Genomic DNA, 19,547 nt, shown 5'->3' on the forward strand with positions numbered 1-19,547 from the left:
ATCGCGGATGCTGTCATCAGGCGGCCTTCACCCGTGCGCGGCGCGGAAGCTTGGCCACGACGTTTTCGATCATGCGCATTCCGGCCTCGTTGCCGAGGCTCATGATGCTTTCGGGATGGAACTGCACGGCGGCGACCGGCTCGTGCCGGTGCTCGAAGGCCATCACGACGCCGTCCTCGGTCTCGGCCGTCACCTCGAACTCGCGCGGCAGGCGCACCGGATCGGCAAAGATCGAGTGGTAGCGGCCGACCGTCACCTCGTTCGGAAGGCCGGAGAAGATGATGCCGGGCGTCGAGACGCGAACGCGCGACGGCTTGCCGTGCACAGGCACATGGAGCGTGCGCAGCGTGCCGCCATAGGCTTCGGCCAGCGCCTGGAGCCCGAGGCAGACGCCGAAGATCGGCATCTGGCGCTTGCGCGCCTGCGCGATCGTGCCCCGGCAGTCGAAATCATCCGGGTTGCCGGGACCGGGCGACAGGACGACGAGATCGGGCGCGACGCGGTCGAAGATCTCCTCGGGCACCGGAGTGCGCACGGTCGTCACGTCCGCGCCGGTCTGGCGGAAGTAGTTGGCGAGCGTGTGAACGAAACTGTCTTCGTGATCGACGAGGAGAATGCGCACGCCCTCGCCGACCTTGGCGCGGGCGCTGGTCCCCTCACCGGCGTTCGGCTTCCCGGCCTCGCGGATCGCCGCGATCATCGCCGACGCCTTGAGTTCGGTCTCGGCCTCCTCCTCCTCCGGATTGGAATCGTAGAGGAGCGTCGCGCCGGCGCGCACTTCGGCGATGCCGTCCTTGAGGCGGATGGTGCGCAGCGTCAGGCCGGTGTTCATGTCGCCGTTGAAGTGCATCATGCCGACGGCGCCGCCGTACCAGGCCCGCGGGCTCTTCTCGTTCTTCTCGATGAAGCGCATCGCCCAGAGCTTGGGCGCGCCGGTCACCGTCACCGCCCAGGCATGGCTGAGGAACGCGTCCATCGCGTCCATGCCTTCGCGCAGGCGCCCCTCGATATGGTCCACCGTGTGGATCAGGCGCGAATACATCTCGATCTGGCGCCGGCCGATGACGCGCACCGAGCCCGGCTCGCAGACGCGGCTCTTGTCGTTGCGGTCGACGTCCGAGCACATGGTCAGCTCGGACTCGTCCTTCTTGGAGTTGAGGAGCTTCAGGATCTGCTCCGAATCCGAAATCGCGTCCTCACCGCGCCGAATGGTGCCGGAGATCGGGCAGGTCTCGACGCGCCGTCCCGAGACGCGGATGAACATCTCCGGCGAAGCGCCGATCAGGAACTCGTTGGCCCCGAGATTGATGAAGAACGAGTAGGGCGACGGGTTGATGCCCTTCAGCCGCCGCGACACCTCGGACGGTCGATGCTCGACGCGCTCGTAGAAGGTCTGGCCCGGCACGACCTCAAAGAGGTCGCCGCGCATGAACTTCTCCTTGGCGCGGCGCACGAGCGCGGCGTATTCGCCGGGCTTGTGGTCGCCGCGCGGCGGCACGCTCTCGGCGCGCGCGAAGGGCGCCTCGGGCCCGCCGCCGGCAAGACCGGTGGTCGAGCGGCCGCTCTTCTCGAACTGGTATTCCTCGACATAGGCTTTCGCCGAATAGTGATCCACCATCAGGATCTCGTCCGGCAGGTAGAGCACGAGATCGCGCCGGTCGGGCGCGCGCTGGAGCGTTTCCTCGACCGGATCGAACTGGAAGGCGAGGTCGTAGCCGAAGGCGCCGTAGAGGCCGAGGTCCGAATCCTCGTCGGACTTGAACAGGGCGACGATCGCGCGCAGCACCGAGAAGACGGTCGGCATGCGCGAGCGCTCCTCCTCGGTGAAGGCGCGCGACGGCAGGGCGATCGTCAGGTCGAGCCGACCCTCAGTGCGGGCGGCGGACGCGATGTCCTCGTGGCCTTCCAGCGCGTCCGCGACGAAGCCGAGCAGCACTTGGCCCCGCGCGTTCAGCGCCTCGATCACGACCGAGCGGCCCGACGACGTCACGACTAGCGGCGGATCGACAATCGCCGTATCCCAGCGCGTGTAGCGGCCGGGATATTCGTAGTTCGACGAGAAGACCGCGCCGCGGCGGGTGTCCAGCCGATCGACATAGGGCTCGATCGCACCGGCATAGGCGACGTCGCGCCGCCGCCGGGTGACGGTCACACCGCCCTCCGTCACATAGACGTGCGCACCGTCGGCCTGAGGTTCGAGGGTCATGCCATCCACTCCATCTTGAGCGCCGGCCCCGAGGCCCCTCAAAAGGAAAAGGCCGCCGGGGGTCCGGAGCGGCCTTTGTCGATCGAACGCGCACGGGTTCGCAAAGCCGCTAGAAGCGGGTCTGCCACCAGTTCGTGTGCTTGCGTGCGGTGTTCATGGCGGAATGGGTAGCCGAAGCCCTGGTGCGTCGCAACGAAAAAGTGCCGTGAGCCCCTATTTGCCAATGGTTTGCACGTGCGGGTCGCGCCTCAACCGCCCTGCCCCTTGGCCGCCTCCAGAAGCGCATCGTCGGCCTCGGAGGCCCGGCGGAACGCCGGCCGCCCGGCGAGCCGGGCATGGTAGGCCTCGAAGACGGGACGGCGCTCGATGCCCCCGAAATGAAGACCGTAGCCGATATGGGAGCCGACATAGACGTCGGCCGCGCTGAAGCGGTCGCCCGCGACGTATTCGGTGCGCGAAACGGCGGCTTCCAGCGTGTCCATCACCCGCTCGTAGGAGCCGTAGCCGACGAAGACCGAGCGGTCGGGCGTCACCTCGACCTTGAGGGTGCGGTTGGTGACCGCCGCCTCGAGCGGTCCGGCGGCGAAGAACATCCAGCGGAAGTAGGCGGCCCGCGCGGGGCCCGGCTCGGGCACCAGCCCGGCTTGCGGAAAGGCATCGGCGAGATAGGCGCAGATCGCCGCGACCTCGGTCACCACGCCGCCCCGGTGCGACAACGCCGGCACCTTGCCCATCGGGTTGACGGCGAGATACCCGGCCGCCTTCATCGTGGTCCCGTAGTCGAGCACCTCGACGCGGTAGGGCTGGCCCACCTCCTCCAGCATCCAGCGCGCGATGCGGCCGCGCGACATGGGATTTGTGTAGAGAACGAGATCGTCGGTCATCGGGCATCCTCCGCCGGTTGGGTGGCCGCGATCCTAGCCCCAAAACGCGAAGGCCGCGCGACGGATCGCGCGGCCTTTTCCAAGATAGCGTGGGCGATCTTCAGTACTGCGGCAGGCCGTGGATGCGCGGGTCGTTCACCGTCGCCGAATAGATGACGCCGTCCGAAGCCTGGAAGACGCCCAACAGACCGGGATCCTTCACGGGCGTCTCGCTCATCACCTTGACCGGCGCGGTCTTCGACGGCGTGGCGGGGGTCGCCAGCGTGTGCTGGACGTGATGCCGAGGCATCGGGGTCGCGGCCATCGCGGCCGAGGCAGCGCCCAGCGTGCCGAGGAGGACGAGGGCGGCGGAAAGGGTGGACTTCATGGCTTTGCTCCTGGTTCGATCGGCGTCATCGAATTCCAAGTCGCCTGAGGGTCGGGCTGGATCGCCCGGCGGTCCGTGGCTTGGTGCGCCTGACAAGGAGACTGCGCCCGCGGCTCCGAGGCGTCGAGTTACAACGGGTTCATGACATCGAATTCATGAACCGAGGGCGGGATGCCGATGGTCCGACCCTCGCGCTTGCGCGCGTCCGGGCGCTGGCGCATAAGCCCGCCGCATGACCCCGCAGATCAGCATCCGCCGCCTCGCCGTCGTCCACGGCCGCCAGCCGGGCACCGCCCTTCGCCGGGCCGACGCCGGCGAGAGCCATCACGCGATCCGCGTCTCCGGCGATGGTGCGGTGGCACTGATCGACGTCGACCTCGACGTCTACCCCGGCGAGATTCTCGTGGTGCTCGGCGGCTCGGGCTCGGGCAAGTCGAGCCTCGTGGCGGCGCTCGCCGGAGCGGCGCCCATCGCGCGTGGGTCCGCCTCGTTTCTCACCATGCACGGGGCGTTCGAGCTGGCGACCGCGACCAAGTCCCACCTCAAGCGCCACGCGGAGGCGACCGTCTCCAGCTGGCGCGCGCCGGTGCGCCTCGGCGACCGCCGGACCGTCTCCGCCGTCGTCGAGGCGGCGCTCGCGGACCACGGCACGCCGCGCCGCGACCGCGCGCCCCGCGTGGTGCTCGAACTTGCCAATGCGGGCCTGCGCGATCTGGCGGGCACGACGGTCGCGCACCTCGGCCCCGGTCTTCGCGCGCATGTCCAGCTTCTCGTCGCCTCGCTCGGGGCGGAACCGATCCTTCTCATGGACGGCGCGATCGATACGCCCGACGCCTGGCGCGACCCGTCGCTCGTCGCATCGCTGCGGCGCCTGCGCGAGCGCACCGGCAAGACGGTGATCCTGACGACCTGCGACCCCGCCGAGGCGATGCGCGTCGGCGACCGGATCGCGGTCCTCGACAACGGCCGGCTGGTGCAGGCGGGGCCGCCGCGCGAGCTGGTGTTGCAGCCGGCGACGGACCATGTCGCCGCGCTCCTGTCGGAACTGAACCCCGTGGGTTTCCTGCTGGCCGAGGACGTGATGGCGCCGATCACGCCCGCCGACGAGGCGGCGGGCTTTGCAGGTCTCGTCCAGACCGGTACGCGGCTCGCGGACGTCCTGCCGACGCTGCGGCGCGGCGACGTGGTGGTCGCCGAACGAGGCCGTCTCCTCGGCAAGATCGACGCCCACCGACTCTGGAGCCTCTTCGTCTGACGTTTAGCGGGTCTCCCGCCTCCGGAAGCGTCACGTCCGGCGCACGACGGCGCGCCGGACCCGTTTTAAAGCCTTAGGCGCGCTCGGCCATGCGGCGGCGGATGCTGTCGACGTCGGCGCGCGGCGTCGAGGCGAAAAGCTTCTGCGTGTAGTGGTGGCTCGGCGCGTTGAAGACGTCGTCGCGCGTGCCGTATTCCACCACCTCGCCGTAGTACATCACCATCACCGTATCGGCGATGTAGCGCACCACCGACAGGTCGTGGCTGATGAAGACGTAGGTGAGCCCCAGCTCGTCCTGAAGGTCGGCGAGAAGGTTCAGGATCTGCGCCTGCACCGAAAGGTCGAGCGCCGACACCGGCTCGTCGAGCACCAGGAGGCTCGGGTTCAGCATCAGCGCGCGGGCGATCGCGATGCGCTGGCGCTGGCCGCCCGAGAACATGTGCGGATAGCGATTGTAGTGCTCCGGACCGAGGCCGACCTTCACCAGCATCGCCATCGCTTGGCTGCGCCGCTCGGCCGCGGGCATGTCGGTGTTGAGCGCCAGCGGCTCGGTCAGGACATCGCCGACCTTCTGGCGCGGGTTGAGCGAGCCGTAGGGGTTCTGGAACACCATCTGCACCTTGCGGCGCATCTCGCGCGTCACGCCCTTCTCGATGCGCATCGGCTGGCCGTCGATGAAGAGCTCGCCCGCCGTCGGCTCGTCGATCAGGGTCAGGATGCGCGCGAGCGTGGACTTGCCGCAGCCCGATTCGCCGACGATCGCCAGCGTCTTGCCCTTCTCGACCGAAAAGGACACGCCCTTCACGGCATGGACGGCCTTCGGCGCCGAGAAGAGGCCCTGCGGCACGAGGTAGTCGCGCTTGATGCCGCGCGCTTCGAGGACGGGACTCATCGGGCGGCCTCCAGGGCCATGGCGTCGGCGACGGTCGGCAACCGGTCGCCGGTGGCGTTCTCCGGCAGCGCCGACAGGAGCGCGCGCGTGTAGGGATTCTTCGGGTTCTCGAAGAGTTCGAGCACGCCCGCCTCCTCCATCTTGCGCCCCTTGTACTGGACGACGACCCGGTGCGCCGTCTCGGCGACGACGCCCATGTCGTGGGTGATCATGATGAGACCCATGCCGTGCTCGCGCTGCAGCCCGACGAGGAGATCGAGGATCTGCTTCTGGATCGTCACGTCGAGCGCCGTCGTCGGCTCGTCGGCGATCAGGAGCTTCGGATTGCAGGCAATCGCCATCGCGATCATCACGCGCTGGCACTGGCCGCCCGACATCTGGTGCGGGAAGCTCGACATGCGACCTTCCGGGTCGGGAATGCCGACCGACTGGAGAAGCTCGATCGCGCGGCGCTTGCGCTCCGCCCGGCCGAGGCCGAGATGGAAGCGCAGCGTCTCGGTCAGCTGGAAGCCCACCGTGAAGCACGGGTTGAGGCTCGCCATCGGCTCCTGGAAGATCATCGCGATGTCGCGCCCGACGATCTGGCGCCGCTCGCGCGACGAGAGCGTCAGGAGGTCGCGGCCCTCGAACGTCAGCCGGTCGGCAGTGACGGTCGCGGTCTTCGGCAGGAGGCCCATGGTGGCCAGCATGCCGACCGACTTGCCCGAGCCGGACTCGCCGACGATCGCGAGAACCTCGCGCTGATCGACATGCAGGTCGATGCCGTCGACCGCCTTGAACGGCCCTGCGGCCGTGTCGAAGCTGACGGTCAGGTTGCGGATTTCGAGAAGGCTCATGGACGTCAGCTCCGGCGCATCTTCGGGTCGAGCGCATCGCGCAGACCGTCGCCGATGAGATTGATGGCGAGCACCGTGACGAGGATCGCAAGACCCGGGAAGGTCACGACCCACCAGGCGCGCAGCACGAACTCGCGCGCTTCGGCGAGCATCGTGCCCCATTCCGGCGTCGGCGGCTGGGCGCCGAGCCCGAGGAAGCCGAGCGCGGCGGCATCCAGGATGGCGTTCGAGAAGGACAGCGTCGCCTGGACGATGAGGGGCCCGAGGCAGTTTGGCAGGATCGTCTTGAACATCAGCCGGATCGGTCCGGCGCCGACGACGCGCGCGGCGGTGACGTATTCGCGCTCCTTCTCAGCCATCACCGAGGCGCGGGTCAGGCGCACGAAATGCGGCTGGAGGACGAGCGCGATCGCGATCATCGCGTTGACGAGGCCCGGCCCGAGGATGGCGACCAGCACCAGTGCGAGAAGCAGCGAGGGGAAGGCGAGGATCACGTCCATGACGCGCATGATCACCGTGTCGACCCAGCCCCGGAAGTAGCCGGCGATGAGGCCGATCACGATGCCCGTCGACACCGCGAGGATGACGACGAAGGTGCCGATGAACAGCGAGTACTGCGCGCCGTAGATCAGGCGCGAGAGGATGTCGCGGCCGACGGCGTCCGTGCCGAGAAGGTAGGACCATTGCCCGCCCTGCATGAAGGCGGGCGGGACCAGAAGTGCGGCGCGGTTCTGCGCCACGGGATCGTGCGGGGCGATGAACGGCGCGAGGAACGCCACGAGCACGACGATCGCGAACACCACGAGGCCGCCGACGGCCCCGCGATTGACCGAGAAGTAGTACCAGAATTCCGACAGCATCCGCCGGCGCTGGCCGGTCTCGGGCTTGCGGTCGGGGATCAGCGAGCCGACGCCGGCTTCCGCTTCCTGGGCTTCGATATGGGACATCGTGGCTCTCCTATCGGGCCCGGACGCGGGGGTTGATGAGGCCGTAGAGAAGATCGACCACGAGGTTCACCACCATCACGACGATGGCGATGAGGAGAAGGCCGCCCTGGACGACCGGATAGTCACGGCGGAAGACCGAATCGACCATCCACTTGCCGATCCCCGGCCAGGAGAAGATCGTCTCGGTGAGGATCGCGCCGGCCATCATCACACCGATCTGCAGGCCGATCGTTGTGACGACGGGGATCAGCGCGTTGCGCAGCGCATGGATGCCGACGACACGGGTCGACTTCAGGCCCTTGGCGCGCGCCGTGCGCACGTAGTCCTCGCTGAGAACCTCGAGCATCGCCGAGCGCGTCTGGCGCGCGATGACAGCGAGCGGGATCGTGGCGAGCACGACGCCCGGCAGGATCAGGTGGCTAATCGCCGACTTGAACGCGCCGGCCTGCCCCGACAGGAGGCTGTCGATCAGCATGAAGCCGGTGACGGGCGGGAAGAAGTAGAGAAGCGAGATGCGGCCCGAGACCGGCGTCCAGCCGAGCGTGCCGGAAAAGAAGATGATGAGGAGGAGGCCCCACCAGAAGATCGGCATGGAGTAGCCGACGAGGGCCGTGCCCATGATGGTCTGGTCGAGCCACGATCCGCGTTTCACCGCGGCGAAGACGCCGGCCGGAACGCCGATCGCCACCGCGATCAGGATCGCGAAGAGCGACAGTTCGACGGTCGCCGGGAACAGCGTCATGAACTCGGTAAGGACTGGGCGGCGCGTGACGATCGATGTGCCGAAGTCGCCCGCGAAGAGGCCCGTGAGGTAGTGCCAGAACTGGATCGGCAGCGGCTGGTCGTAGCCGAGCAGCGCGGTGAGCTGGGCGTGGCGCTCGGGGCTGATGCCGCGCTCGCCGGCCATCAGCGTGACGGGGTCGCCGGGCAGGAGGCGGATGAAGGAAAAGGCGACGATCGCCACGCCGACGAAGGTCGGCACGAGGACGCCGAGGCGCGCTACGATGAAGCGGAACATGGGTGAGGCCCTTGGAGGTCCTTGAGCCGCATCCTGCGGCTGAAGCCGATTTCTCTAGCGGAAATCAAGAGGTTCGGCCAAACGAAAAGGGGAACGGCGCATGGCCGCTCCCCTTCCCGGCGATGATGAGGACGTCTTACTCGGTGATGTCGACGCCGTCGAACGTGTAGTCGCCGAGCGGGCTCTGGACGAAGCCGGTCACGTTCTTGCGCATCGGCACGTAGACGACCGAGTGGGCGATCGTGGCCCAGGGCGCCTGGTCCTTGAAGATCACCTGCGCCTGCTCGTAGAGCTTGGCGCGCTCGTCCTGCGTCGGCTTGGCCTTGGCTTCCTGGACGAGCTTGTTGAAGTCCTGGTTGCACCACTGCGCGCGGTTCGCACCGCCCACGGCGTCGCAGCCGAGGAGCACGGCGAGGAAGTTGTCCGGATCGCCGTTGTCGCCGGTCCAGCCGAGCAGCACCGCGCCGTCGCGGTCCTCGGCCTTCGAGCGCTCGAGATACTCACCCCACTCGTAGGTGACGATCTCGGCCTTCACGCCGACCTTGGCGAAGTCCGACTGGATCAGCTCGGCCATGCGCGCGGCGTTCGGGTTGTAGGGGCGCGAGACGGGCATCGCCCAGATCTTCATCGACAGGTCTTTGACGCCGGCCGCTTCCAAGGCCTTCTTGGCGGCTTCCGGATCGTAGGCGTCGTCCTTGAGCTGCGCGTTGTAGCTCCACATGGTCGGCGGGATCGGGGCGACGGCCTTGGTGCCGGCGCCCTGGTAGACGGCCGAGATGATCGCGTCCTTGTCGATCGCCATGTTGAGGGCCTTGCGGACCTCCGGCTTGTCGAACGGCGCCTGCTTGGTGTTGTAGGCGAGGAAGCCGATGTTGAGGCCTTCCTGCTCGTCGACCTTGAGGTCGGCGTTCTGCTGCAGCGAGGGCACGTCGGCCGGGTTCGGGTAGGCCATCAGGTGGCACTCGCCGGCGGCGAGGCGCTGCTGGCGGACCGAGGCTTCCTTGGTGATGGCGAAGACGAGGTCGTCGATCGGCTGCTTGCCGCCCCAGTAGTCGGCGAACGCCTGATAGCGGATCACGGCATCGGGCTGGTAGGCCACGAACTGGAACGGACCGGTGCCGATCGGCGCCTGGTTGAACTGCGCCTGCTGGCCGGACTCGGCGAGCTTGTCGGCGTATTCCTTCGAGACGATCGAGGCGAACGGCATCGCGACGTTGGCGATGAACGGCGCGTAGGGCGTGTTCAGCGTGAAGCGCACCGTCATGTCGTCGACCTTCTCGATCGACTTCACGGTCTCGGGCATCGACATCGAGGCGTAGTATTCCCACGACGCGCCCGAGACGTACTGGTGCCACGGGTTCTGCGCGTTGCCCTGGCGGTCGAACGAGAACACGACGTCGTCGGCGTTCATGTCGCGCGTCGGCGTGAAGTTGGCGTTCGAGTGGAACTTGACGCCCGGGCGCAGCTTGAACGTGTACTGCAGACCGTCAGGCGAGACCTCCCAGCTCTCGGCCAGACCCGGCTCGGTCTCGGTCGTGCCCTTCTTGAACTCGGCGAGCCGGTTGTAGACCGGGTGCGCCGAGGCATCGAACGTGGTGCCCGCGGTGTAGAGGCCGGGGTCGAAGCCCTCGGGCGAGCCTTCGGAGCAGAAGACGAAGGTTTTGGCCGAAGCGGCCGAGCCGAGCGCGAGGACGATCGCCGTCGCCGCCACAAGCTTCTTGGTCAGACCCATGAAACGCGTTCTCCCATGAACGTGCCTAGGACGGCTGCATTGCCGCCGGAAGCGCACATTTCGACCACGAGACCGCCATCACGCAAGCCGCTTTTTTGTTTTTTCACTCAAAAACGATCTCGGGTGTCTTGCCCGCCGACGCCCCGGATGCCTCGATTGACGCGAGCGTGCGCTCGGCGATCGCCGCATAGGCGCGCGCATGGGGTCCGTCGGGCTGGACCGCCATGACGGGGGCACCGGCGTCGGAGCCCTCGCGGATGGCCATCTCGAGCGGTACCTCCCCGAGGAACGGGACCCCGAGCCGCTCGGCCTCGGCCCGCGCCCCGCCGTGGCCGAAGATGTCGTAACGCCGCCCGGTGTCGGGTGCCACGAAGTAGCTCATGTTCTCGACAATGCCGAGCACCGGCACCTCGACCTTGCGGAACATCGCCAGCCCCTTGCGCGCGTCGATCAGCGCGAGGTCCTGCGGCGTCGAGACGATCACGGCGCCGGCCAGCGGCACCTGCTGCGCCATGGTCAGCTGCGCGTCGCCCGTGCCCGGCGGCATGTCGACCACGAGAATGTCGAGCGGCGCCCAGGCCACCTCCCGCAGCATCTGGTTCAGCGCCGACATGACCATCGGCCCGCGCCAGATCATCGGCGTCTCCTCCTCGACGAGGAACCCCATCGACATGGCCTTGAGACCGTAGGCATCCATCGGACGCATCACCCGGCCGTTCTCGAGTTCCGGCCGCCCCCGCAGCCCCAGAAGCCGCGGCACGGAGGGACCGTAGATGTCGGCGTCGAGAAGGCCGACACGCAGGCCGAGCGCCCGGAAGCCGAGGGCGAGGTTGACGGCGGTCGTGGACTTGCCGACGCCGCCCTTGCCGCTGGCGACGGCGACGATCCGGCCGACGCCCTCGACGCCCTGTCGGGCGGCGCGCGACGGCTGCGGTGGTTGCGCGGGTCTCGACGCCGCCGGCGGCGCGCTTCTGGCAGGAGGACGCGGTGCCGGCGGGCGCGCCTCCATCCCGCCGCCGCGCCGTTCGGCGGTCAGGGCCACCATCGCGCTCGACAGGCCGGGAATGGCGGCCGCGCGGCGCTCGGCCTCCTGGCGCAGCCCTTCGAAACGCTGGGCTTCGGCGGCCGGCACGCTGATCGAGAAGAACGCCTTACCGTCGGCGATGAAGATGTCCGAGACCATGCCGCGCGAGACGACATCGCCGCCGCCGGGAGCCGGCAGGGCGCTGAGAACCTCAAGGATCTTGGTCTTCTGGTCCTCGGACATCGGGGCTCCTGTACCGGCTGCGGCGTGCGGCTTGCACGCGATGTGCCCCGCAGATAGGGGATTTGGTTGAGCGATGGGAGTGCCCAAGTCCGATGACGCAGAAGCCACCCCTAGCACCCTCCCCCTATCTTCGCCCCGACGACGAAGCGCTGGCGCTCGCTCGCCGCCTCTTGCGAACCGCGCGCTATGCGGCGCTCGCCTGGCTCGATCCCGAGACGCACGCTCCGATGACGAGCCGCGTGGCGCTCGCCGCCGACATCGACGGCAGCCCGATCCTCCTCCTGTCGCAACTCTCGGCCCATACGCGTGCGCTCCAGGCCGACCCTCGCGTTTCGCTGCTCGTCGGCGACGCCACTGAGGGCGATGCCCTGAACCAGCCCCGTCTGTCGCTGGCCGGCTCGGCGGCGGGTCCGATCGCAGCCGATGCGGATGGCTACGATCGGCTCGCGCGACGCTTCACGGCGCATCATCCTTCGGCCCGGCTCTACGGCACGTTCTCGGACTTTTCCTACTGGCGGGTCGAGATCGGCTCCGCCTTCCTCAATGCCGGGTTCGCCCGCGCCTATCCGCTCGGGCGGGACGACATCATCGACGCGGCGGACGCCGACGTCATGGCTGCGGAAACGCGCGTCGTGGACCACATGAACGAGGATCACGCCGACGTTCTCAACAGGATCATGGCTCGGCGCGGGTGCGCGGACGCCGGCTGGCGGATCGCGACGCTGGATCGGCGCGGTTTCGAGCTCGTCCTCGGAGGCCGCGTCGAACGCGTGGAATTCAAGCAAACCGTCGCGTCGGCTGCGGATTTCCGCTCGGCCTTCGTGGCGTTGGCTCGCGCCCTCGACGATTGAAGAGGCGGGACGGCGTCCGGCTCAGAGCGTGAAGCCGTCGGGGCAATCGGCCCGGAAGCGGTTCCCGACCGCATTCTCGAAGATGCAGCGACCGCGGTCCGTCCCGGATCGACCGATCAGACGATCGCCCGGCCGGGCGACGATCTCTGGCAGCTTGCCGGGCGCATAGGCGGAAACGCCACCCGAGCCGAGGCCGAAGACGGCGGGCAAGACATCGGACTGACAGCCGGAGAGGACGGCGCAGGTCACAGCGAGCAGGATGGCGGGCACTGTTCGCCTGGAGACGTTGCGCTGGCCGCTCATCAGGTCCGTCCTCGTCCACTTCATGTGCAAAGAGCCCGCCGGTTCACGGTGAACCGGCGGGCGATGCGAGACCGCCTGGCTCAGTAGCCGGCGGGGCAGTCGGCGTAGTAGCGCTGGCCGCGACCATCGCGATAGACGCACTGGCCCGGACGGTTGGTCGCCGCACCCAGAAGCGCGCCACCTGCGCCGCCCACCGCCGCACCGATCAGGGCGCCACGGGCGTTGCCCGAGATGCCCGCACCGATGGCGGCGCCGCCGAGAGCGCCGATGCCCGCCGGCACGGCCACGTTGCTGTCGACCGACTGGCAGCCGGCAAGAGCGAGCGTGCTGGCCGCCACGGCGGCCAAGATCATCGATTTCATCAGATGCTTTCCCAACTAACAGAGTGTCCCGAACAGGCTAGATAGAGGGAGGACCGGCAGCGTCCAGCCGGGTTCTATCGCGCGGCAACGAGTTGCGGCGCATCCGTCAGTTCCACCGTCAGATGGCCGGACCGGTTCACCGCCCACTCGACGGACGCCGATCCGTCGACTTCCGCCTGCGTCAAGCCGGAACAGGTCGCCATCACACGGCGGTCGTAGGTGCCCGACAGACGCATCTCCAGCGGCTTGGCGGCCTCGCACTCGTCGAGCGAGCGATAGATCGGTTGCGGAACCGGGATCTCCGAGCAGACGGTGGCATCCGGCGAGCAGCCGACGAGCAAGAGAAGAGCGGCGACGTGTTCCATGGCGGCGATCCTTTCACCGCATTAACCCATTGCATCGCCAGCGGTTCCCGGCCCCGGAGCGGGTCGCGCGACGACAGGCTACAGGATCGTGTCGGACCACGTCGGAGACGCGATCAGGGACCGATTGAAGCGATAAATTTTTTTAGTTGTCGACCAGCTCGAACTGGTTCCGCGGAACCCGCAGCCAGTACTGGATCCCGTCGGGACGGTACTCGAGAGCCGCCTCGCCGCCGACGGAGTTCGGCACGATGCGCTCCAGCGTCGAGGTGCCGAAGCGGGGGTCGTAGTCGACCCGCACCCTTGGCCCATTCGATTCACGCCACCGCAGCATCAGCGAAGTCTGCCCCTCGCGCGTCTCGATGCGCGAGACGATCTCGATCCGGCCGCCCGGCACAGAAAGGGCGCCGTAGGAAGCGGCGTTGACGGCCAGTTCGTGGAGCGCGAGCCCGACATGCAGCGCCGCGGTCGGGGTGAGATAGACGTCGACGCCCTCGAACCGGATCTGCTCCATGCCATCGGGCGCGTAGCGCTCGACCTGAAGCGTCACGAGGCTGAAGAGATCGGCGCCCCGCCAGTCGGTGTCGGTCACGATGTCCTGCGAGGAGGCGAGCGACTGGATGCGCCCGCGGAAGCGGACAAGGAATTCCGGCACCGTCACCGAATGGCGGGCGGTCTGGCTCGCCAGGCTCTGGATGATGGCCAGGAGGTTCTTCGAACGGTGCGATACCTCCCGAAGGAGGGTCTTCAACGTGTCTTCGCGCCGCTTCTGGTCTGTGATCTCGACCGACGTCCCGATCAGGCCGATCACCTCGCCCTCGTCGTTGCGGTCGACATCGACGCGAACATCGAACCAGCGCACGGTGTCGCCGCTCGCCACCGGCAGTTCAAAGCGGACCGGCGCACCGGTCTTCAACGTCTCGGCCTTGATGGCCTTGGCCTTGTCGGCCGCCGGGGCCGGCAGGAAGTCCTGATCGCAGTCCCCGTTCCGGGCGTCCGCGAGCCATGATCCCTGCGCATTGAAGAGCCACAGGTAGCGCAGGTCCATGTCCTGCGCGAACAGCGTCATTTCGGTGTTAGCGACCGCCTTGAGCGCTTTGTAGGCTACCATGACACAGCGCTCACGCCGCCGTGTGATCGTCGGCGCAGCGAGAGCGCCTCCGAGGCGACCGACAGGGCATGGTCGAAACGGGCGCGTGAGCGTCTACCGTTCAGCCTTGCGGTCATGTCGGACGAACCTTTCCAGAAGCCTGGGGACCCCGCCCGCAAGCTCTTACGCATCAATAGCCCGCAACGGAGCGGGACCGCGACGGGTTCCCGCCCTTTCGGGGATCGCCGTGGAGCCGGACAGGCCCCCGCGGCGATCGAAGCGGCGTCAGGCCGCTTCGCGCTCGGTCTCGAAGAACAGTGCCTGGCTGATCAGGGCCTTCACCATGTCCGGATTGAACGGCTTGGTGACGAGGAAGGTCGGCTCCGGGCGCTCGCCCGTCAGCAGGCGCTCAGGGAAGGCGGTGATGAAGATCACCGGCACCGACACCTTGGCCAGGATGTCGTTTACCGCATCGATGCCCGAAGATCCGTCGGCGAGCTGGATGTCGGCGAGAACCATGCCGGGCTTCTGCTGCTCGAAGAGCGCGATGGCCTCCTTGTGCGTGCGCGCGATGCCGGTCACGCCATGACCGAGGCTCTCGACCATTTGCTCGATGTCCATCGCGATCAGAGGCTCGTCCTCGATGATCATGATGTTGGTCGAGACCTGCCGGCCGATGTCGGCGCTCGCCTGGCCGATGAGGTCGGAGAAGTCGCTCTCGCCGACGCCGAGGATGTGAGCCGCCTCCTCGGTCGTGAAGCCTTCCACGGCGACCAGAAGGAACGCCTGGCGCGGCAGGGGCGAAATCCCACGCAGATTGCGCGATGCCTTCTCTTCCCAGGCCGACACCGGCGCGTCTTCGCGCACGTTCACTTCCACGGACTGCCACAACGAGGAGAACAGCTTGTAGAGCGAGATCCGGGGGCTTTCCTGCGTATCGAACAGGCTCGGTTCCGCGATCAGAGCTTCGAGGACCGCCGCCACATACGCGTCGCCGGAGGACTGCGAACCGCTCAATGCGCGAGCATACCGCCGGAGATACGGGATGTGCGGCGCAATGCGCGAGGACATCGACATGAACATTCCCTCGTAGCTTGACCGGGCTTCGCGCCCGGATCTGACCTTGTCTATGCGGCGACGAAAGTCAGCCCCGGTCGGGGCGGCGACGGAAACGTCGGCCGCCTGTGGACTTCGCGCACCCGGCCCTAGTTAAGGCAACAGGCGCGAAACGCTAGACCTTCGAGCACAACATTTCCCTCGGGCGGCCGAGACACTTGCGAACGGGCGGCGCTCCTACATCTAGCGCAGCAAGCGTCGTGACAGCCGGACGCGAAGGTCGGCAGGGCGAGAGGTGGAATGGAAGACCGCAGGAACAAAGGCACCGTCATGCCCGAGACCCAGGACACGAACGCCTCGATGGATCTGGACGTCGCAAACAGCCAACCGACGGACCTCGGTTCGAGTTCCGCGATCGGCCGACGCCTGAAGGCATATTACGACGACGTGGCGAGCGAGCCGGTGCCGGACCGCTTCATGTCGCTGCTCGACGCCCTCGACGCGGCGGAAGCCAAGTCGAAGTCGTCGAAGGAAGGAAACTGAGCCACATGGCGCAGGACACCGACTTCCGCAAAGAACTCGTCGCCATCATCCCGAACCTGCGTGCCTTCGCGGCGTCGCTGGCGGGCTCCTTCGACCGCGCCGACGATCTCGTGCAGGAAACCCTCGTGAAGGCGTGGGACAAGCAGCACACGTTCCAGCCCGGCACCAACCTCAAGGCCTGGCTGTTCACGATCCTGCGCAACGAGTTCTATACGCAGATGCGCAAGAAGGGCCGCGAGGTCCAGGACGTGGACGGCATCCACGCCATGCAGCTAGCCGGGCACCCGGAGCAGCAGGGCCACCTCGATCTGCAGGACTTCCGCAAGGCGCTGGAGCAGCTGCCCGACGACCAGCGCGAGGCGCTGATCTTGATCGGCGCGTCCGGCTTCTCCTACGAAGAAGCCGCCGAGATCTGCAAATGCGCCGTCGGCACGATCAAGAGCCGAGTCTCTCGCGCCCGCACCCGCATGGCCGACCTCCTCGGCATCGAGGGCGACGGTGAGTTTGGGCCCGATTCGATCTCGTCGCAAATAATCGGGGTCGCCCCGGCCGCCTGAGACGGAACTTCCGTGGCAGGCAAACGATTTCCGCAATCAGGGAGGGCCGTGGCCACCCTGTCAACGTAAGAGGATCAGTACCCATGTCGAACACCACGTCCAACGAGTTCTCGACCAGCGCGAGCACCGGTGCCGATCGCGCCGAACTCGAGGCGCAGATCTCCAAGCTGCGGGAGGACGTGGCCGGCGTCACCGAGACGCTGAAGACGATGGCCACCAGCCGCGCCGAGAACGCCAAGCAGCAGGCCTACCAGCTGCGCGACGAAGGCGAGCGCTACTTCCGCCAGGCGCAGGAGACGGTCAGCGAGTTCGAGGAAGAGGTCAGCGAGCGCGTCCGTGCCGAGCCGATCAAGAGCATCCTGATTGCCGCAGCCGTCGGCTACGTCTACGCACGCCTCTTCCGGTAAGTCGCGGTCTCGATGGTGTTCCAGCTCATCTCGGGACTCGTGACGGGCGAGGCGTCGATCTACCTCGCCAGGCTGCGGACGATCGCCACGATCTACGTGGTCATGGGCATCGTCGCCCTGGCGATGCTGTTCTTCCTGCTCCTGGCGCTGTTCGCTTGGATCGCCCACAGCATCGGCGTCGTGGCGACGGCCCTCATCTTCGCCGCCGTCTGCCTCGTCGCCCTGATCGGCGTCTACATCTTCCTGACCATCGCGCGCCGACCAGCCCGGCAGCGGGCGGCGAGCCGTGTGCAGCGTGATGTCGCCTCGATCGCCTCGGTCGCGGCGATGTCCAACATGCCGCTGATCTTCCGCAGCCTGCGGCGGCGCAAGTCGCTGCTGGTGGTCCCGGTGGCCGCGGCGTCCGTCTGGGGGGTGTACCGCGTCTTCCAGAACTGGCGCGACGGCGGCTACGGCCGCTGAAGCCTGCAGGGTTCGATCCGAACGGCGCGCTCTCGCGAGCGCGCCGTTCTCGTATCACGACCTCATGAGCGGTGCGGAAAGTCGCCGATTTCGGGATCGTTTCCGGCGGTCGCTCCGTTACCGAATTCAAAGGCGCCGCGGCGCATGCAACGGAGTGTTCTCATGGCTGAACTCAGAACCGACAAGGCGCGGCAGGGCCGAACCGGCCGCCCGGTGCTGTACGTGCTGATCGGCGGCCTCGTCTTGTGCCTCGTGGTCTTCGCCGGGTTGCAGATCTACAGCTCCACCCTGCCCGACCAGAACATCAACGGGGTCGAGGCCTCCGGCACGACCGCTGCGCCGACGACCCCGACCAATTCGCAGACTGGCGTCGTGACCCCGAATGCGTCGACGTCCGGCAGCACCACCACCGCCAACTGAGCGAAACGAGAGGAGCCGAGCGTCATGAGCGACTTTCCCGATGACCGGCTCCCCGCCTCTGGGGAAACAGGCGCCGATCTGGCAGGACACGACGACCGCTTGCGCGAGATCCTGGCCGACCCGACACTCCCCGATCGGGACAAGCGTCAGGCCATTCAGGAAGCGCTCGACGACCTACAGCGCGAGCAGGGCGACGAACCGGCCGCGGCCTACGAGCCATTGGAACGGCGGTTCTTCGACGCCCTCTCGCTTCTTGCCGAGGGCGGGCACGACTATGAGGAAGCGCCTGCCTCAGGCGGATCGGCGGACGAGGACGGCGAAACGGACGTCGAGGACGGACGCCGCTAGCTGCGCGCCGACCACGACGGAAGACCTGACCGGCGCATGCTTGCCGAAATCCATCCCGTCAGCCTGACGAGCGAAAACGCCGGAGACTGGCGTCTTCGCACCGCTCTTCCGCCTAGAACGTCGCTTCTTCCGGGACGAGCACCTTCAGTCCGCGCGGATGGATCTTGACCTCCGACCGCCGATCGAGTGCCCGCAGTTCGCCGTCCATGACCGATCGATTGCGACTCTTCGAGCGGCGATGCTCGATGACGATCTCGTCGGCCGTCATCACGGTCAGGTTGTCCTTGTCCTTCCAGGCGCCCCGCATCATGTCCACCGTGGTCTTCAGGACCGCCAGGCGGCTCGTGGCGCGCATGATGTAGATGCCGAGCTTTCCGCCCTGCGGATCGTCGGCATAGGGAAGATGCCCGTCGCCGTAGATGTTGTTGGAGATCGCGACCGCCGGGGTCCGGATCACCTGCGTTTTCCCGTCAATCTCGAAGCGCAGGTCCACCATCGGCAGCGAGCCGGCGGCCGTGACGACGGCGCGCGCGCTCGCCCACATCTTGCCGATGCGCGAACTGTAGTCGAGCTTCTCGCGGGTCCGCACCATGCGCGCGTGCATGCCCACCGCGAACTGGTGGACGAAGTAGCGACCGTTCACGCTGGCAATGTCCACCTCGGCGATGCGCCCGTTGGCGAGCGCCTTGACGGCGGGGTCGAGCCCCATCGGAATCTGAAGCGAACGGGCGAAGAGGTTCATCGTGCCCGCGGGCAGGATGCCGAGCGCGATGGGGCCGCCCGCCACGGCCGCGGCGGCCGACGACACGGTTCCGTCGCCGCCCCCGACCATGAGGACGTCGAGGTCCGTCCGTCGTGCCTGCGCCTCGATGCGCTCGCCGATCTCGGGTCCGTCGACGAGTTCGACCTCCGCCTCGTGTCCGTGGACCTGGAACTCGCCGCGGATGGCGGCGCTCAAAAGCTCCAGATCCGTGGTGCGCAGGGTGCCGCCGTGCCGGTTGAGGATGGCGTGGACTTTCATGACCTGCGCTGAGACTCCGTTGCGATGCTCGGCCGCCATATGGGGCGCGGCGCGTCCGCGAAAATGGTGAAATGCCGACGCGCCGACTGGAACCCGACGATCCGCCTGCCGTTCATCGCGGCAACGAGTTCAGCCTGTGGGGTTCCGCAATGATCGAATGGATCGTCATTCTTCTGGTGGTGGCGGCGATCGCCAGTCTTCTCGGCTTCCGAGGCGTCGCCGGCGTGTCCGCGGGCATCGCGAAGGTGCTGATCCTGATCGTCCTCGTAGGTTTCCTGCTTCTTCTGTTCTTCGGCGTGATTGCATTTGCCTGACATTCACGCCGGGTTTTCCTTTTCGTGAACCGGGAACCTTAGCAACA

Annotated in this window: 24 protein-coding genes; 9 read left to right on the top strand and 15 right to left on the bottom strand. The window is 67.4% G+C overall.

Features of this window, described 5'->3' with window-relative positions:
* Positions 1-16: 16 nt before the first annotated feature.
* The 3 genes from ASF65_RS13780 to ASF65_RS13790 form a co-directional block, all read right to left on the bottom strand.
* Entirely contained in the window at positions 17-2,206 is a 2,190-nt protein-coding gene (locus ASF65_RS13780) for an anthranilate synthase (RefSeq protein ID WP_055890207.1), read from the bottom strand.
* Between the two features lie 248 nt (positions 2,207-2,454).
* Complete coding sequence (locus tag ASF65_RS13785) at positions 2,455-3,090, bottom strand: glutathione S-transferase family protein (RefSeq protein ID WP_055890208.1); 636 nt, start codon at positions 3,088-3,090, stop codon at positions 2,455-2,457.
* Positions 3,091-3,190: 100 nt separating this feature from the next.
* Complete coding sequence (locus tag ASF65_RS13790) at positions 3,191-3,457, bottom strand: hypothetical protein (protein ID WP_055890210.1); 267 nt, start codon at positions 3,455-3,457, stop codon at positions 3,191-3,193.
* A gap of 232 nt (positions 3,458-3,689) precedes the next feature.
* Here ASF65_RS13790 and ASF65_RS13795 point away from each other — a divergent pair, with 232 nt between their 5' ends.
* On the top strand, positions 3,690-4,712 hold the full coding sequence (locus ASF65_RS13795; protein WP_055890212.1) for an ATP-binding cassette domain-containing protein: 1,023 nt from the start codon (positions 3,690-3,692) through the stop codon (positions 4,710-4,712).
* A gap of 73 nt (positions 4,713-4,785) precedes the next feature.
* On the opposite strand, the gene ASF65_RS13800 is transcribed toward ASF65_RS13795, so the two are convergent.
* The 6 genes from ASF65_RS13800 to ASF65_RS13825 form a co-directional block, all read right to left on the bottom strand.
* A complete protein-coding gene (locus tag ASF65_RS13800; protein ID WP_055890214.1) occupies positions 4,786-5,604 on the bottom strand; it encodes a dipeptide ABC transporter ATP-binding protein in 819 nt (272 codons plus the stop codon).
* Positions 5,601-6,440, bottom strand: coding sequence for an ABC transporter ATP-binding protein (locus ASF65_RS13805; RefSeq protein WP_082505576.1), 840 nt, complete (start codon positions 6,438-6,440; stop codon positions 5,601-5,603). The genes ASF65_RS13800 and ASF65_RS13805 overlap by 4 nt, the downstream gene beginning before the upstream one ends.
* Positions 6,441-6,445: 5 nt before the next feature.
* Positions 6,446-7,300 carry an ABC transporter permease subunit gene (locus ASF65_RS13810; protein ID WP_244486701.1) on the bottom strand — a complete coding sequence of 285 codons (855 nt, stop codon included), beginning with the start codon at positions 7,298-7,300 and terminating at the stop codon, positions 6,446-6,448.
* A gap of 97 nt (positions 7,301-7,397) precedes the next feature.
* Positions 7,398-8,405 (bottom strand): ABC transporter permease subunit, encoded by a 1,008-nt coding sequence (locus ASF65_RS13815; RefSeq protein ID WP_055890215.1) that lies wholly within the window; start codon positions 8,403-8,405, stop codon positions 7,398-7,400.
* A gap of 136 nt (positions 8,406-8,541) precedes the next feature.
* Positions 8,542-10,137: an ABC transporter substrate-binding protein gene (locus ASF65_RS13820; protein ID WP_055890216.1), complete on the bottom strand. Its 1,596-nt coding sequence runs from the start codon at positions 10,135-10,137 to the stop codon at positions 8,542-8,544.
* A 103-nt stretch (positions 10,138-10,240) separates the two neighbouring features.
* Positions 10,241-11,404: an Mrp/NBP35 family ATP-binding protein gene (locus tag ASF65_RS13825; RefSeq protein WP_055890217.1), complete on the bottom strand. Its 1,164-nt coding sequence runs from the start codon at positions 11,402-11,404 to the stop codon at positions 10,241-10,243.
* 92 nt (positions 11,405-11,496) lie between these two features.
* Here ASF65_RS13825 and ASF65_RS13830 point away from each other — a divergent pair, with 92 nt between their 5' ends.
* Positions 11,497-12,255 carry a DUF2470 domain-containing protein gene (locus ASF65_RS13830; RefSeq protein ID WP_055890219.1) on the top strand — a complete coding sequence of 253 codons (759 nt, stop codon included), beginning with the start codon at positions 11,497-11,499 and terminating at the stop codon, positions 12,253-12,255.
* Between the two features lie 21 nt (positions 12,256-12,276).
* Here ASF65_RS13830 and ASF65_RS13835 read toward each other — a convergent pair whose 3' ends face one another.
* The 5 genes from ASF65_RS13835 to ASF65_RS13855 form a co-directional block, all read right to left on the bottom strand.
* Positions 12,277-12,558, bottom strand: a complete 282-nt coding sequence (locus ASF65_RS13835) for a hypothetical protein (RefSeq protein WP_055890221.1) — start codon at positions 12,556-12,558, stop codon at positions 12,277-12,279.
* An 80-nt stretch (positions 12,559-12,638) separates the two neighbouring features.
* Positions 12,639-12,920: a glycine zipper domain-containing protein gene (locus tag ASF65_RS13840; protein ID WP_244486666.1), complete on the bottom strand. Its 282-nt coding sequence runs from the start codon at positions 12,918-12,920 to the stop codon at positions 12,639-12,641.
* 74 nt (positions 12,921-12,994) lie between these two features.
* The gene (locus tag ASF65_RS13845) at positions 12,995-13,285 is read right to left on the bottom strand and encodes a hypothetical protein (protein WP_055890222.1); all 291 of its coding nucleotides are present in this window, start codon (positions 13,283-13,285) and stop codon (positions 12,995-12,997) included.
* A gap of 142 nt (positions 13,286-13,427) precedes the next feature.
* A complete protein-coding gene (locus tag ASF65_RS13850; protein WP_055890224.1) occupies positions 13,428-14,393 on the bottom strand; it encodes a PAS domain-containing sensor histidine kinase in 966 nt (321 codons plus the stop codon).
* A 264-nt stretch (positions 14,394-14,657) separates the two neighbouring features.
* Entirely contained in the window at positions 14,658-15,449 is a 792-nt protein-coding gene (locus ASF65_RS13855) for a response regulator (protein ID WP_055890324.1), read from the bottom strand.
* A 309-nt stretch (positions 15,450-15,758) separates the two neighbouring features.
* Here ASF65_RS13855 and ASF65_RS13860 point away from each other — a divergent pair, with 309 nt between their 5' ends.
* From ASF65_RS13860 to ASF65_RS13885, 6 genes are all read left to right on the top strand, one after another.
* Positions 15,759-15,971 carry a NepR family anti-sigma factor gene (locus tag ASF65_RS13860; protein ID WP_244486668.1) on the top strand — a complete coding sequence of 71 codons (213 nt, stop codon included), beginning with the start codon at positions 15,759-15,761 and terminating at the stop codon, positions 15,969-15,971.
* Between the two features lie 5 nt (positions 15,972-15,976).
* Positions 15,977-16,528 carry a sigma-70 family RNA polymerase sigma factor gene (locus tag ASF65_RS13865; protein WP_055890228.1) on the top strand — a complete coding sequence of 184 codons (552 nt, stop codon included), beginning with the start codon at positions 15,977-15,979 and terminating at the stop codon, positions 16,526-16,528.
* 83 nt (positions 16,529-16,611) lie between these two features.
* Entirely contained in the window at positions 16,612-16,935 is a 324-nt protein-coding gene (locus tag ASF65_RS13870; RefSeq protein ID WP_055890230.1) for a hypothetical protein, read from the top strand.
* Positions 16,936-16,947: 12 nt separating this feature from the next.
* Positions 16,948-17,397, top strand: coding sequence for a hypothetical protein (locus ASF65_RS13875; protein WP_156369317.1), 450 nt, complete (start codon positions 16,948-16,950; stop codon positions 17,395-17,397).
* 162 nt (positions 17,398-17,559) lie between these two features.
* Entirely contained in the window at positions 17,560-17,817 is a 258-nt protein-coding gene (locus tag ASF65_RS13880) for a hypothetical protein (RefSeq protein ID WP_055890233.1), read from the top strand.
* A 24-nt stretch (positions 17,818-17,841) separates the two neighbouring features.
* On the top strand, positions 17,842-18,165 hold the full coding sequence (locus ASF65_RS13885; RefSeq protein WP_055890234.1) for a hypothetical protein: 324 nt from the start codon (positions 17,842-17,844) through the stop codon (positions 18,163-18,165).
* A gap of 112 nt (positions 18,166-18,277) precedes the next feature.
* Here ASF65_RS13885 and ASF65_RS13890 read toward each other — a convergent pair whose 3' ends face one another.
* A complete protein-coding gene (locus tag ASF65_RS13890; RefSeq protein ID WP_055890326.1) occupies positions 18,278-19,186 on the bottom strand; it encodes a diacylglycerol kinase family protein in 909 nt (302 codons plus the stop codon).
* A gap of 71 nt (positions 19,187-19,257) precedes the next feature.
* Here ASF65_RS13890 and ASF65_RS13895 point away from each other — a divergent pair, with 71 nt between their 5' ends.
* Positions 19,258-19,500: a DUF1328 domain-containing protein gene (locus tag ASF65_RS13895; RefSeq protein WP_055890236.1), complete on the top strand. Its 243-nt coding sequence runs from the start codon at positions 19,258-19,260 to the stop codon at positions 19,498-19,500.
* Positions 19,501-19,547: the final 47 nt, after the last annotated feature.

This window comes from Aureimonas sp. Leaf324 (genome assembly GCF_001423245.1).
In the GTDB taxonomy this organism is placed as follows: Bacteria; Pseudomonadota; Alphaproteobacteria; order Rhizobiales; family Rhizobiaceae; genus Aureimonas.